Here is a 13,822-nt window from a genome sequence, read left to right as displayed (position 1 = left end):
TCCGTCACTCAGTAAAGCGACCTGGAGCCACACTGTCAACACTCGGACACCGGATATCTGGTGACGGTGTATCGTTGACCGTCAGCGAGTGACGCCAACGAGGTCGAGGGAAGAGGTACCGTGCCCACCACGTCCACCAGCCGGTCCAACGTGCTGCTCATCATGACCGACCAGCAGCGCGCCGACTCGATCGGCGCCTACGGCGCCGCGCCGGCACCGACGCCGCACCTGGACCGGCTCGCCGCCGAGGGCGCCACCTTCGACGCCGCATACTGCACCTCCCCGCTGTGCACGCCGAGCCGGGCGAGCATCCTGACCGGCAAGCACCTCGCGGGGCACGGCGTCTCGCGACTGTACGACTCGTTGCCCCAGGACGAGGTTCTCGTGCCCGAGCACCTGCGCGAGGACGGCTACCGGACCGGGCTGGTCGGCAAGCTGCACGTCAGCAGCCGCGTCGACGAGGCACGCCGGCGGCACCCGCACGACGGGTTCGACGTCTACGAGCTGTGCAACGAGATGACCGTCGACCTGGACTCGCCCTGGCACGCGTACTCGCGGTGGGTGGCCGAGCGGGACCCGGAGTTCCACCACCGACTCGTCACCGAGGGTCGTCGCGTCGTCCACTACCCCGAGCACCTGCACATGTCCCGCTGGGCCGCCGAGCGCACGATCGACCTCATGGCGGGAGCCGTCGCGGACCAGGTCCCCTTCTTCGCCGTGATGAGCCTGTTCGACCCCCACAACCCCTACGAGAACGCGCCGCCGGGCTGGGCGGAGCGGGTCGGCCCGCTGCCCCCCACGCTCCCGCCGTGGGAGCCGTCCGGCCCCCGCGGCCTGCGGCGGGAGACGGACTCGAAGACGGTGGCGGCGCACACCGGCTCCGACCTCGACACGGCGCGGCGCGGATATCACGCGGCCGTGGCGTTCGCCGACCACGAGATCGGCCGCGTGCTCGCCGAGCTCGAACGGCTCGGGTGCGCCGACGACACCCTCGTCGTCTTCACCTCCGACCACGGCGACGAGCTCGGCGACCGCGGCCTGATGACCAAGGGCGCCTTCTTCACCGAGGCGTGTGCCCGGGTCCCCCTGGTGCTGCGCTGGCCGGGGCGCGTCCCCGCCGGGCGCCGCGTCGCCGCTCCCGTCCAGCTGAGCGACGTCGCCGCCACGGCGCTGGCGGCGGCAGGCGTTCCGCCCTCGGCGCTCGGCCCGGGCGCCGACTCGTACGACCTGGTCGACCTGGCACGCGGCGGGGCGCCGGCACGTCCGTACGCGGTGAGCGCCTACCGCAACGGCGGGCTCGCCGTCGGCTCCGGAGGCCAGTACTTCGACCCGCCCCTGCTGGCCACCATGCTCCGCGACGACCGCTACAAGCTGATCGCGTACCACGACGTGACCGACCCGGACTCCGGCCAGCTCTTCGACCTGACCGAGGATCCCGACGAACGACACGATCTGTGGGACGATCCGGAGCACCGCGACCGCCGGGACCGGATGCTGCGGTCCCTGCTCGACTGGACGGTGCACGACCAGTGGCGTGCCGGACCCCGCGGCGGCGAGAGCCGACCGACGGTGTCGATGGCCTGAGACGCCCTCGACTTCGCTACAGTGTCTTTAGTTGACGGATGACCATGCTGACCCCAAGGACGGAGCGCGTGATGAGCCTGGACGTGACACCCCTGAAGCAGACGGCACTCGGTGAGCGCGTCGCGCAAGAGCTGCGTCGCCTGATCGTGCGCGGTCAGCTCGCCGTGGACACCCACCTGGTCGAGGCGCAGCTCTCCTCGGACTTCGGCGTGAGCCGCGGACCGATCCGCGACGCCCTGCGACGCCTCGAGGCCGAGGGGCTCGTGGAGACGCGCAGCCGAGGCACGTACGTGGTCGGCCTGACCGAGAGCGACATCAGCGAGCTGTTCTCGCTGCGCGCGACGCTCGAGTCCTTCGCCCTGCGGCTGTGCGCCGATCAGGAGGACCCCGACTGGACGATCCTGCACGACGCGCTGGACACGATGCGCTCCGCTGCCGACGCCGGGGACGCCACGGAGTTCGCGATCGCCGACCTGGCGTTCCACTCCCAGTTCTACGAGCTCGCCGGGCACCGTCGCCTCATGGCGATCTGGCGGGACCACGAGCCGACGTTCCGCTCGCTGGTCCAGATCACGACGGCGCGCGACGTCGACCTGCACCCGTCGGCCGAGTCGCACGCCGAGATCCTGCGCCTGCTGGAGTCCGGGCAGATCGAGCAGGCGCTGGGCGAGCTCGCCGACCACCTCGACGGCTCCAGCCGCCGGATGCGCGAGGCCCGCCGCGAGCTGGCCGGCACGGCGGACTGACCTCCGGCGCCGACGCACGAGGCCGGGCCGGACGTCGCGTCCGGCCCGGCCTCGTGCTGCGCGTGGCGCCCTGCCGCCAGGTCAGACCGTCGCGCCGGCCATCCGGGGCAGCCGACCCATCGCCACGAGCTCGCTGCGCAGCTCCGACTCCAGCTCGGCCGGGAGCTGGGGCAGCGGCGCCGACACCCGCCCCGAACCGATGCCCTGCAGCGCGGCCCCCGACTTGAGCACCGAGAGCCAGAACGCCCGCGTGGTGAGCCCGGCGACGGCGTCGAGCTGCGCCTGCGCGGCCGCCGCGGCGGCGCCGTCACCGGTGCGGACCGCTGCGGCGAGAGCGTTCATCGCGCCAGGCACGACGTTCTCGAGCCCGGAGACGTAGCCGTCGGCGCCCGCCGACCAGTAGTCGGTCGCGTTCGCCTCGTCGGTGCCCTGCAGCACCGCGAGCCCGTGTGCGTCCTTCTGCTCCAGCAACCAGGAGAAGAAGTCGCGGTCACCGCCGGAGTCCTTGATGGCGACGATGTTGGGATGGTCCGCCAGCCTGGCGACCAGGTCTCGCGTCAGGGGCGTGTGGGTGTTGACCGGGATGTTGTAGAGGGCGACCGGGACCTCGGACCGCTCGGCGATCTCGAGATAGTGCCGCCGGATCGACGCCTCGTCGACCGGGTAGTAGTACGGCGTCGTCACCGCGACGAGGTCGGCTCCGGCACGCGCCGCCCGCTCCGCGTTCGCCACCGCCCGCTCGGTACCCACGTCACCGACGCCGCACACGAAGGTGCCCCGCCCCGCGAGCTGCTCGGCGACCAGGTCCACCATCCGGTCGGCCACCGCCGTCGGGAGGATCGGCAGCTCCCCGCTCGTCCCCAGGACCATCACGTGGTCACCGGCCTCCACCAACCGGTCGACGAGCCGCCGCGCGCCGCTCTCGTCCAGACCCCCGGCATCGTCGAACGGGGTGATCATCGGGCAGAAGACGCCGCTCAGTGCGGGGCGTCGTCGAGCGGTTGCGCTCACAGGATCTCCTTCGGTCGTGCTGCTACTGTAACGGATGACGGTTATCCGTCAATCGTCACTGGTGACGGGATTCCGTCGCCGGTTGTCCAAGTACGTTCGAGGCGGACGAGCAACGCCGAAGGAGGCACACCACCGTGGAACGAGTCCCGGGAACCGTCGTGGCCCACGTCCCCGCAGCGGGCGAGCAGTACGTGGGGTCACCGACGCTGCTGCGGATCGGTGAGCGAGAGCTGCTGGCCGTCCACGACCTCTTCGGCCCCGGGACCGATTTCGACACCGCGCGCGTGCACCGGTCCGAGGACGACGGGGCGACCTGGCACCACGTCGCCACGCTGGTGGGGCAGTTCTGGAGCACCCTGTTCGCTCACGGCGGTGCGGTCTACCTGCTGGGCACGGCCCGCAAGAACGGCGACGTCGTCATCCGCCGCACCGACGACGACGGACGGACGTGGACCACGCCCCGCGACGAGCGCACCGGGCTCCTGCGGCGAGGCAGGTACCACGGCGCGCCGACCCCGGTCGTCGAGCACGCCGGCCGGATCTGGCGGGCGTTCGAGGACTACGAGGGCCTGCCGGGCGAAGGGCAGTGGGGCCGCAGCTTCCGCGCCGGGATGCTCTCGGCACCGGTCGACGCCGACCTGCTCGACGCCTCGTCCTGGACCGACACCGGATTCGTCGCCAGCGATCCGGAGTGGCTCGACGGCACCGTCGTCGGCTGGCTCGAGGGCAACGCCGTCGTCACCCGCGAGGGCGAGATGGTCGATCTCCTGCGGGTCGACGTCCCCACCCCGGACCCCTGCTACGCGGCTCTGGCCCACGTCAGCGCCGACGGCACCGCGATCAGCTTCGACCCCGACGCCGGGTTCCTGCCGATGCCCGGGGCGATCACGAAGTTCACCGTCCGCTGGGACGCACCCAGCGAGCGGTACTGGTCGCTGGTGAACCATGTGCCGGACCCGGCCACGACCTCCGTCGGGCTCCGGTCGCGCAACACGGTCCAGCTCGTGTCGTCACCGGACCTGCGCCGGTGGGACCTGGGGCCCGTGCTGCTGCACCACGACGACGACCAGGTGCACGCCTTCCAGTACGTCGACTGGGTGGTCGACGGCGACGACATCCTCTTCGTCTCCCGGACCGCGTTCGACGACGACGACGGCGGGGCGAAGAGCTTCCACGACACCAACTACCTGACGTTCCACCGTGTGCCACGCTTCCGGGAGAACGCCCGATGAACACCCCGGAGAGCACCGTGACCGACCCGTCCCCCACCTCGGCGGCCGCCGGAGGGCGCCGCCCCAACGTGCTCTTCGTCCTCGGCGACGACTGGGGCTGGGGCGACCTGGGGTGCTTCGGCCACCAGCGGGCGCGGACCCCGCACCTCGACCGCCTGGCCGCGGAGGGCACGCGCTACACCCAGTTCTACGTCGCGTCCCCGCTCTGCTCGCCCAGCCGGGCGTCGTTCCTCACCGGACTCTTCCCGGGGCGTGTGGGGTTCCACCACGTCTGCTCCCCCGCCTTCAACCGCGAGCGAGGGGTGCCGGACTGGCTCGACACCGAGCTGCCGATGCTCCCGCGGCACCTTCAGGCGACGGGCTACCGCACCTGCCACCTGGGCAAGTGGCACCTCGGCCACACGGCCGACGCGCCGACACCGGGTGCGTACGGCTTCGACCAGCACCACTCGACGCTCAGCTCCGACCCCTCGCTGGTGGGCCGGTACTTCGCGCGCCGCGGACTGCCGGTGCCGGAGGACGCCGACGAGGCCTTCGCCACGTTCCGCCCGTACTCGTCGGAGACCATCGCCGACGAGGCGGTGGACTGGCTCGAGCACCACCGGGACACGGCACCCGACGAGCCGTTCTTCCTGCAGCTGTGGCTCCTCGACATGCACTCGACCCTGGACCCGGCGCCGGAGCACCTCGAGCGCTACGCGCACCTCGAGCCGGAGCACACCTCGGACCACGGTTCCCTGGTCAACTACTACGCGACGCTCACCGAGGCCGACCGGCAGGTGGGCCGGGTGCTCGAGGCCCTGGACCGGCTGGGCCTGACCGAGGACACCATCGTGGTGTTCACCGGGGACAACGGCCCCGAGGAGCAGTTCGTCGTCAACAACTCCCACAGCGCCGCCGGGAGCGCCGGCCCGTTCCGCGGCCGCAAGCGCAGCCTCTACGAGGGCGGCGTGCGGATGCCGCTGATCGTCCGCTGGCCCGGCCGCACCCCGGCGTTCGCCGTCGACGACGACTCGGTCCTCTCCAGCGTCGACCTGTTCGCCACCCTCGGCGCCGTGGCCGGGTTCGACGTGCCCGGCACCGACGGCGAGGACGTCGGCGACGCCTGGCAGGGCACGACCCACCGCCGCGATCGCCCGCTGCTGTGGGAGCACCGGTTCCCGAACGGCAGCCACCAGGTCCACCGCAGCCCGATGACCGCCGTGCGCGACGGCGACTGGAAGCTGCTGCGCAACCCGGACGGATCGCGCGTCGAGCTCTACGACGTCCCCCGGGACCCCTGGGAGCTGACCGACCACGCCGACCGCGAGCCCGAGGTCGTGGCGCGCCTCACGGACTCCGTGACCGCCTACTCCGCGTCGCTGCCGGACGGGCCGCGCCATCCCGACGCGGGCCGGCGCGACTACCCGTGGCCGACGTCCGGCACCGTCGAGGTGCCGACGTGGGACCTGTAGGCCGCGTCGCCCGGCGCCCGGGTCATCGGGCGCAGCGGAACCCGATATGGGTCGTGGACGTGTCGGGCGTCTGCGGCGAACGTGCGGCGGGCCGGTAGCGCAGGCAGTATTCCGGTGCGCACAGGTGCGATCCTCCCTTGAGCACCAGCTGTGCCGCACCGGACGGAGACGGCCGCGACGGGGCGCAGCACGACGATGCCGGCACCTGGTGCCGCGGCCCGTACGGCGTCGTGGTCCACTCCCACACGTTGCCGATCAGGTCGACCAGACCGTAGGCGTTGGCCGGGAAGGTCCCCACCGGAGACGTCCCGGTCCAACCCGCGGCACCGGTGTTCCGGTAGGGGAAGTCGCCCTGCCAGGTGTTCGCCATGAGACGCCCGCCGGGACGGGCCTCGTCGCCCCAGGCGTAGGGCGTGCCCGTCCGCCCGCCGCGGGAGGCGTACTCGTGCTCCGCCTCGGTCGGGAGCCTCTTGCCGACCCATGTCGCGTAGGCGCGGGCGTCCTCGAGGGCGACCTGGACGACCGGGTGGTCGCCCCGCCCCTCGATGGACGACCCCGGTCCGTGGGGAGCGCGCCAGGACGCCCCTGGCTGCCAGCTCCACCACTGCCGCCAGTCCCGCAGGTCCACAGGGCCGGACGTCGGGGTGAAGACGAGTGCGCCGGGTGCGCGCTCCTCCTCGCTGAGCGCCACGAACTCAGGCCCCTCGAGCGGGCGTTCCGCCACGCTCACGTACCCGGTGTCGTCGACGAACGCGGCGAACTGGGCATTGGTGACCGGATGCACGTCGAGCTCGAACGGCTCGACGGAGCGGCGGTGCACCGGACCCTCCTCGGGGTAGAAGCCTTCCCACCCCATCGAGAACTCCCCTCCGGGCAGGGTCACCGTCTCGGTGACGTCGGTCGTCACGCCTGTCCTCCGATCCTCGTCGACGCAGCCGGGCACGTGGCACCGGCCTCCCGCACCCACCAGGATAGGTCCCGCACACCGTCGACCGATCCATGTCGACGGTTGACGGTATCCTGGCTTCCCGACCTGATGTCGACGGCCGACGACGCCCGAAGGAGAAACCATGAACCGCTACGCCCTGCCGCCCCGCCCGGACACCCTCGACGCTCCCCCGCGCACCGCGTGGCTCGTCGCCAGCGGTGACCTGCGCGAGTCGGCGAACGTCGCCGGGTGGCCGACGCAGGTCGAGCTCGAGCGCGTCGTCACCGAGGCGCTCGACGCGGTCGGCTGGGAGGTCGTCCGTGCCCACGACGTCGACCCGACCACCGGCCACGGATTCGTCTCCAGCCAGCGCATGGGCCTCGACGTGTTCCGGACGATCCCGCCCGACGCGCCGCTGGTCGTGGCCGAGGCCGTCTGGCAGTACAGCCACCACGTCCTGGCGGGCCTGCGAACCCATCGGGGACCCGTGCTCACGGTGGCCAACTTCGCCGGTGACTGGCCAGGGCTGGTCGGCCTGCTCGGCCTCAACGCCGGGATGACCAAGATGGGCCGGCCCTACTCGACGATCTGGACCGTCGACGGCACGGACGACTGGTTCCGCGACGGCATCCGCGCGTGGGTCGAGCGCGGGGTGATCGAGCACGACACGTCGCACGTGCGCCCGCTGCCCGCGCTCCCGCCCTCGGACGAGCGGGAGCTGGGCCAGGCGCTCGCCGAGCAGCTCCTGGGCGAGAAGGCGATCATCGGCGTCTTCGACGAGGGCTGCATGGGGATGTACAACGCGATCTTCGACGACGAGCTGCTCAACGGCATCGGGATCTACAAGGAACGACTGTCCCAGTCGGCCCTGTGGGCCGAGATGCAGACGGTCGAGGACGACGAGGCCGACGCCGTGCAGGCGTGGCTCGAGGCAGCCGGCATGACCTTCCGGCTCGGGGTCGACGAGGCCACCGAGCTGACGCCCGACCAGCTCCGCTGGCAGCACAAGATGTACATCGCCGCCCTGCGGATCGCGGACGACTTCGGGCTGGACGCCGTCGGCATCCAGTACCAGCAGGGCCTCAAGGACCTCTCCCCCGCGTCGGACCTGGCCGAGGGGCTGCTCAACAACGTCCGGCGCCCGCCGGTCACCTCCCGGGACGGTTCCCGCGTGCTGTGGGAGGACCGCGCCCTGCCGCACTTCAACGAGGCCGACGAGGGGGTCGCCGTCGACGCGCTGGTCACCAACCGCCTGTGGACCGCCCTCGGGCTCGACCCGGCCACGACCCTGCACGACGTGCGCTGGGGCGAGGCGCACGGCGGCCGGTTCGTCTGGGTCTTCGAGATCTCGGGGTCGGTGCCGGCCTCGCACCTGGTCGACGGGTACGCCGGCGCCGAGGGCTGGCGCCAGGACCCCGTGTTCTTCCCGGCGGGCGGATCGACGATCAACGGTGTCTCCCGCCCCGGCGAGATCGTGTGGTCGCGCGTCTACATCGCCGACGGCGCCCTGCAGGTCGACCTCGGACGCGGGTCCGCCGTCGAGCTCCCCGCGGCCGAGACCGCGCGGCGCAAGCAGGCCACGAACCCCGAGTGGCCGATCATGCACGCCGTGCTGCACGGCGTCTCGCGCGACCAGTTCATGGCGCGGCACAAGGCCAACCATCTCAACGTCGTCTACGCACCCGACGCCGCGACCGCCGACCGGGCGCTCGTGGCCAAGGCGGCGTTCTTCGACGCCCTCGGAGTGACCGTGCACCTGTGCGGGGACGTCGACGTCGCGGCACCGTGACCCGGTCGCGCTTCCCGCGGTGGGTCTACGGCCCCGGCATCGAACCGGACCCTCGTTTCTCCTTGGCCAACGAGCGCACCCTGCTCGCCTGGCTGCGGACGGCGCTGGGCCTGATCGCCGGCGGTACCGCGCTCGAGGCGCTCGACGTCCCGATGGAGCCGACGTTCCGGCTGGTCGCGGCGCTGACCCTGCTGGGTGGCGGTGCACTGCTCCCGGTCACCGCCGGGGTCGACTGGGCCCGGACCGAGCGGGCGATGCGCCGGGGCGCGGCCCTGCCCGGCGGGGCCGCCGGGATCGTGCTCGCCGCAACCGTCGGCGTCGTGGGCGCGCTCGTGCTGCTCGGGCTGCTGTCCCGATGAGCCAGCCTCGACCAGGCCCGTCCGACCCTGGCCTCCAGCCCGAGCGGACAGCCCTGGCGTGGCGGCGCACGATGCTCGCCCTGGCTGCCGTGCTCCTGCTCGTCCTGCGCACGGCCCCGATGCTCGCCGACCATCACGAGCTGGCCCTGGGCGCCATGGCCGTGCTGCTGGTCCTGCTGCCGCTGGGCTCGCTGGTCCGTCGGCACGCGCGTCGGACCGCCGACAGGTTCCGCACGGCGCACGAGCTGCGTCACGGCCGGATGCTCGCCGCCGTGGCCGCCGCGACCAGCTTGCTCGGCGTCACCGCGCTGGTCCTCGTCGTCGTGCTGCCCTGAGCGGCCTCGGTCTAGGGCCGGTACCAGGCGGCGGTGTCCGGGGACAGGACGCCGTCGACGAGCGGGGCGGAGGAGAGCACGACCTCGGCCTTCGACGGCAGGGCGACCGCACCGGCCCCGAGATTGACCGCGCACACGAGCGTGCCGTCGCCGGGACGGGCGCCGGTGCGGGCGAAGGCCACGACGTCCTCACCGGCCCCCGGCAGCGTCACCCACGTCAGGCCGTCGCCGCGCAGAGCGGGCTCGGCCCGCCGGGTGGCGAGCATCGTGCGGTAGAGGCTGAGCATCGAGACGGGGTCGTCCTGCTGGGCCTCGACCGAGAGCTCGCCCCAGCCGTCCGGCAACGGGAGCCAGGGCTCGGCCGGGGCGTCCTCCGGGCTGAACCCGGCCGTCGGCCCGGACCGGGTCCACGGGATCGGGACCCGGCAGCCGTCGCGGCCCGGGTCGACGCCGCCGGAGCGGAAGTGCATCGGGTCCTGGATCGCCTCGCGAGGAACCTCGACCTCCGGCAGTCCCAGCTCGTCGCCCTGGTAGACGTACAGGCTGCCCGGCAGCGCCCCGGTGAGCAGCGCGGCCGCGCGGGCGCGGCGGGTGCCGAGGGCGAGGTCGCTCGGCGTGCCGAACCGCTTGGCCGCGAAGTCGAACGACGAGTCCTCCCGGCCGTAACGCGTCACCGGCCGGGTGATGTCGTGGTTCGACAGCACCCACGTCGCCGGAGCGCCCACCGGCGCGTGCGCCTCCAGCGTCGTCCGGATCGACTCCCGCAGCTGCTTCGCGTCCCACGGACGGGTCATGAAGTCGAAGTTGAACGCCGTGTGCATCTCGTCCGGTCGCAGGTAGAGGGCGAACCGGGCCGGGTCGGGCAGCCAGATCTCGCCGACGAGCACCCGCTCGTCCCCGTAGGAGTCGGCGACGGCCCGCCAGGACCGGTAGACGCCGTGCAGCTCGTCGCGGTCCAGGTAGGGATGCTCCCCTGCCTCCCACGTCTCGGGGATGTCGGGGAGCCGCGGGTCCTTGACGGGCAGCGCGGCCGAGTCGATCCGGATGCCGGCCGCGCCGCGGTCGAACCAGAAGCGCAGCACCTCCTCGTGCTCGCGCCGCACGTCGGGGTGGTCCCAGTTGAGGTCCGGCTGCTGCGGGGTGAACAGGTGCAGGTACCACTGCCCCGGAGAGCCGTCCGAGCCCGTCGTGCGCGTCCACGTGCCGCCCTGGAACTCCGAGGTCCACCGCGTCGGACTCTCGTCCCCGCGCTCGCCACGACCGTCCCGGAACCAGAAGCGCTCGCGCTCCGGCGAGCCCGGGCCCGCGGCCAGCGCCCGGCGGAACCAGTCGTGCTGGTCCGAGACGTGGTTGGGGACCACGTCGACGATGGTGCGGATCCCGAGCCCGCGCGCCTCCGCGATGAGCGCCTCGGCCTCCGCGAGGTCACCGAACGCCGGGTCGATCGCGCGGTAGTCCGCCATGTCGTAGCCGCCGTCGGCCAACGGCGAGGCGTACCAGGGCGTATACCAGATCGCGTCGACGCCGAGGTCCCGCAGATAGCCCAGGTGCGCCCGCACCCCCGCCAGGTCACCCGTGCCGTCCCCGTTCCCGTCCGCGAAGGACCGCGGGTAGACCTGGTAGATCACCGCGTCCCGCCACCACGCCCGGTCCTGAACACCACGCTCCACGACGCTCCTTGGTTAACAGTGCACTGTCGACCTTATCGGGTGTGTTGCGGAACTTCGAGTCCTCACCAGACGCGCGCGGCGTCCCGGCCTCGTGGTCTCAGCGGGGACACCACGCGGCCGGGACGCCGGGAACGGTCGGGCGATGCGTCAGGCCGGGGCGAGCTCCAGGTCGGCGTCGGCAGCCTGCGGCTTCTGGTCCTCGTAGCGGCGCACCACGCGGCTCACCGTGGACCGCGAGGCCTCGACGTGCTCGGCGATCTCACGCTGCGTCAGACCCTCGCGGGCCAGCTCGACGATGCGACGGTCGCGCTCGTTGGCCGGCATCTCGGAGGCGGCCGGATCCGCCGCCTGCTCCTCGGCGACCGCCGGGGCGGACGGCTCCTCGGCGTGCTGCGCGTCGTCCGCGTCCGACTGCTGCTGCTCGACGGCGGTCCCGGTCTCCGCCGACGTGGCGTGCCACGCCGGGCGGTCGGCGGCGGGCTCCGCCGCCTCCTCGCGGACCAGGTCGAACACCTCGACCCGGCGGGTGTGCCCCGTCTCCGGCAGCGGCTCGAGCAGCGGCTTGCGCGGAGCGTCGGCGGGCGAGTCGGCCGCGGGGGCCGACGCCGTCACCGCGGGCCTCGCGGGCGGGGCGGCGGCGGGTGCGGGTGCGGTAGGTGCCGTCGGCTCGGGAGTGGCGTCGGCGGCCGGAGCGGTGGCCTCCTGCCCTTCCTGCTGCGCCGACCCGGCGGACGACGTCGCGGTCGCCGCCGGGTGGGGGCGCTCCGCGGACCGCTCCGGGAGGCCGGCGGTCAGGGCGGCACCGAAGGCCTCGCCGAACGGCTCGGTCCCGGCGCGCTCCTGCGGCGGGGCAGGCCGACGCACGGGCAGGGGTTCGCGGGCCTCCGACCCGGGTGCCGTCACCGCGGCCGTGGCCGCGGGCGGCCGCGCCGCCACGGCCGGCGAGGCGGTCCCGCGCGCGGTGCCTCGCTTGACCGAGTCGGCGCCGATCAGGTCGAGCCGGTTGCCGTGGCGCTCGGCGGCCTCGAGCCGTTCGACCCAGACCTGCATGCGCCGCTCGAAGTCCTCGACCGTCAGGAGCTTCAGGGCACGGTCCCGGGCGGCGCGCTGCGCCTCGTGCGCCGCGCGGACCTTGCCCGTGCCGCGCCGGTCGCCGGTGCTGTCGAGCCGGGCATCACGCCACACCTCCAGGGCGGTGACGTACTGGTGCACACGGTGCTCGCGCCGGCGCTCGTCCAGGGTGTGCCCCGTGACCAGGTGCCGCTCCCCCACCAGCGCCAGGTGCCACATCAGGGCGGCCACCAGCGGCGGCACGAACCGGAAGACCACCATGTACGGGGTGCTGGCGGTCGGCACCGCGACCTCGTGCAGCGCCGCGAACACCCCCGAGGTCCCGGACAGGATCCAGGTCAGCGTGAGCAGCACGCCGTAGGGGCGGCCCTCGAGCGCCGCGTTGCGCGCCATGAGCGCGACGGCGACGAGGCTGACCTCCAGGAACCCTGCCAGGGCGTACGCCTCCAGCGGCTCCATGTTCGCGACCTCGAGGCCGAACAGGACCATGCCGCTGTAGGCCAGTGCGGTGGCGATGAAGGCGGCGACGACCACGGCCACCATGGGCAGGTGCCGGCCTCGGTAGCGGGGCCGCGGTGGGCCGTCGCCCGCGGTGGGGGCCGGCGCGTCCTGCTGAGTCACGTATTCCTCCGAAATATGGTGATGACGCCATATATCAACAGGTCGGGCGTCGTGAAGTCAACGCCCTGACCGGCATCGGAAGCCGATCGTGACCCGCCGTTCACCCCTTGACCGCCCCGCTCATCCCGGCGCCCGAGAGGAACGCCTTCTGGAAGATCAGGAAGATGACGATCGGGATCACCGTGGAGATGGCCAGCGCCGCGAGGAAGACGTCGAGCTCGACGTAGTTCTCCAGGGCCGGCAGCCGCACGGACAGCGGCTGCTTGTCGACGTCGCGCAGCACCAGCAGCGGCCACAGGAAGTCCTTCCAGGCCAGGATGAACGCGAACACCGACACCACGCCCAGGATCGGTCGGGACATGGGCAGCACGATCGACCAGCCGACGCGGAACGGGCCCGCACCGTCCACGCGCGCCGCCTCGAAGATCTCGCCGGGCAGGTTGTCGAAGAACCGCTTGACCAGCAGCACGTTGAAGGCGTTGGCACCGGCGGGCAGCCACACCGCCCAGAAGGAGTTGATCAGCGACACGTTCGCCAGCGGCACGTCGAGCACCGTCAGGTAGAGCGGGACGAGCAGCACGACGGCGGGCACGAACAGGGTGGACAGGACCAGCGCCGTGAGCACCTTGGCGTAGCGCGGGCGCAGCACGGAGAGCACGTAACCGCCGGTGGCGGCCACGAGGAGCTGCATGAACCACGAGCCGAGGGCGAGCCACAGGGTGTTGAAGAAGTAGTGGTCGATCTCGAAGCGCACCCACGCCTCGGACAGGTTGGCCCAGTCGACGCCGTGCGGGAAGAGCGCCATGGGCGTGCGCAACGTGTCCTGGGTGGGGGTGACCGCGGACTTGGCGAGCCAGAGGATCGGCCCGAGCCCCACGACGACGAGGCCGACGAGGAGGCCGACGTGCGCGGTGCGCCAGGTCGTGCGGACGCTGCGGCGTCGTCGGTCCGAGACGGACACGAGGCCGCGGTCGGTGGGCGGCGTGGCCCCCCGGCGGCGCGGAGGTGCGGTGGTGGCCATG

Annotated in this window: 12 protein-coding genes; 7 read left to right on the top strand and 5 right to left on the bottom strand. The window is 72.8% G+C overall.

Translation table 11 applies throughout. The annotated features are described in order from the left end of the window. Window positions 1–120 precede the first annotated feature (120 nt). Complete coding sequence (locus ACIQLL_RS05205; RefSeq protein WP_402464034.1) at window positions 121–1,584, top strand: sulfatase family protein; 1,464 nt, start codon at window positions 121–123, stop codon at window positions 1,582–1,584. A gap of 38 nt (window positions 1,585–1,622) precedes the next feature. Next, window positions 1,623–2,330, top strand: a complete 708-nt coding sequence (locus ACIQLL_RS05200) for a GntR family transcriptional regulator (protein ID WP_402464032.1) — start codon at window positions 1,623–1,625, stop codon at window positions 2,328–2,330. Window positions 2,331–2,411: 81 nt separating this feature from the next. On the opposite strand, the gene ACIQLL_RS05195 is transcribed toward ACIQLL_RS05200, so the two are convergent. Continuing rightward, on the bottom strand, window positions 2,412–3,341 hold the full coding sequence (locus tag ACIQLL_RS05195) for a dihydrodipicolinate synthase family protein (RefSeq protein WP_402464031.1): 930 nt from the start codon (window positions 3,339–3,341) through the stop codon (window positions 2,412–2,414). A gap of 134 nt (window positions 3,342–3,475) precedes the next feature. On the opposite strand from ACIQLL_RS05195, the gene ACIQLL_RS05190 reads away from it, so the two are divergent. Both ACIQLL_RS05190 and ACIQLL_RS05185 read left to right on the top strand, forming a co-directional pair. Then, entirely contained in the window at window positions 3,476–4,573 is a 1,098-nt protein-coding gene (locus ACIQLL_RS05190; protein WP_402464029.1) for a hypothetical protein, read from the top strand. Then, window positions 4,570–6,027 (top strand): sulfatase family protein, encoded by a 1,458-nt coding sequence (locus ACIQLL_RS05185; protein WP_402464027.1) that lies wholly within the window; start codon window positions 4,570–4,572, stop codon window positions 6,025–6,027. Before ACIQLL_RS05190 ends, ACIQLL_RS05185 begins: the two co-directional genes overlap by 4 nt. Before the next feature lie 22 nt (window positions 6,028–6,049). On the opposite strand, the gene ACIQLL_RS05180 is transcribed toward ACIQLL_RS05185, so the two are convergent. After that, window positions 6,050–6,883, bottom strand: a complete 834-nt coding sequence (locus tag ACIQLL_RS05180) for a formylglycine-generating enzyme family protein (RefSeq protein ID WP_402464628.1) — start codon at window positions 6,881–6,883, stop codon at window positions 6,050–6,052. 214 nt (window positions 6,884–7,097) lie between these two features. Between ACIQLL_RS05180 and ACIQLL_RS05175 the strand changes: the two genes are divergently transcribed. The 3 genes from ACIQLL_RS05175 to ACIQLL_RS05165 are packed head-to-tail and all read left to right on the top strand — an operon-like array spanning window position 7,098 to window position 9,438. Beyond that, window positions 7,098–8,744: a fucose isomerase gene (locus ACIQLL_RS05175; RefSeq protein ID WP_402464025.1), complete on the top strand. Its 1,647-nt coding sequence runs from the start codon at window positions 7,098–7,100 to the stop codon at window positions 8,742–8,744. Beyond that, window positions 8,741–9,103: a YidH family protein gene (locus ACIQLL_RS05170; RefSeq protein ID WP_402464023.1), complete on the top strand. Its 363-nt coding sequence runs from the start codon at window positions 8,741–8,743 to the stop codon at window positions 9,101–9,103. The genes ACIQLL_RS05175 and ACIQLL_RS05170 overlap by 4 nt, the downstream gene beginning before the upstream one ends. Then, window positions 9,100–9,438, top strand: a complete 339-nt coding sequence (locus ACIQLL_RS05165) for a DUF202 domain-containing protein (protein ID WP_402464022.1) — start codon at window positions 9,100–9,102, stop codon at window positions 9,436–9,438. Before ACIQLL_RS05170 ends, ACIQLL_RS05165 begins: the two co-directional genes overlap by 4 nt. A gap of 11 nt (window positions 9,439–9,449) precedes the next feature. On the opposite strand, the gene ACIQLL_RS05160 is transcribed toward ACIQLL_RS05165, so the two are convergent. The 3 genes from ACIQLL_RS05160 to ACIQLL_RS05150 form a co-directional block, all read right to left on the bottom strand. Further along, entirely contained in the window at window positions 9,450–11,108 is a 1,659-nt protein-coding gene (locus tag ACIQLL_RS05160) for a glycoside hydrolase family 13 protein (RefSeq protein ID WP_402464020.1), read from the bottom strand. A gap of 147 nt (window positions 11,109–11,255) precedes the next feature. After that, on the bottom strand, window positions 11,256–12,800 hold the full coding sequence (locus ACIQLL_RS05155; protein ID WP_402464018.1) for a helix-turn-helix domain-containing protein: 1,545 nt from the start codon (window positions 12,798–12,800) through the stop codon (window positions 11,256–11,258). A 100-nt stretch (window positions 12,801–12,900) separates the two neighbouring features. Then, complete coding sequence (locus ACIQLL_RS05150; protein ID WP_402464017.1) at window positions 12,901–13,821, bottom strand: carbohydrate ABC transporter permease; 921 nt, start codon at window positions 13,819–13,821, stop codon at window positions 12,901–12,903. Window position 13,822 lies beyond the last annotated feature (1 nt).

Source organism: Isoptericola aurantiacus (genome assembly GCF_044769875.1).
Classification (GTDB): Bacteria; Actinomycetota; Actinomycetes; order Actinomycetales; family Cellulomonadaceae; genus Isoptericola; species Isoptericola aurantiacus.
Note: the sequence above shows the minus strand (reverse complement) of the source record. Positions and strands in the feature narration are given on the sequence as shown.

Coding starts and splice junctions, on each gene's coding strand:
- ACIQLL_RS05185 (WP_402464027.1), top strand. CDS start 4,570: ATGAACACCCCGGAGAGCACCGTGACCGACCCGTCCCCCACCTCGGCG.
- ACIQLL_RS05200 (WP_402464032.1), top strand. CDS start 1,623: ATGACCATGCTGACCCCAAGGACGGAGCGCGTGATGAGCCTGGACGTG.
- ACIQLL_RS05150 (WP_402464017.1), bottom strand. CDS start 13,821: ATGGCCACCACCGCACCTCCGCGCCGCCGGGGGGCCACGCCGCCCACC.
- ACIQLL_RS05175 (WP_402464025.1), top strand. CDS start 7,098: ATGAACCGCTACGCCCTGCCGCCCCGCCCGGACACCCTCGACGCTCCC.
- ACIQLL_RS05180 (WP_402464628.1), bottom strand. CDS start 6,883: ATGGGGTGGGAAGGCTTCTACCCCGAGGAGGGTCCGGTGCACCGCCGC.
- ACIQLL_RS05165 (WP_402464022.1), top strand. CDS start 9,100: ATGAGCCAGCCTCGACCAGGCCCGTCCGACCCTGGCCTCCAGCCCGAG.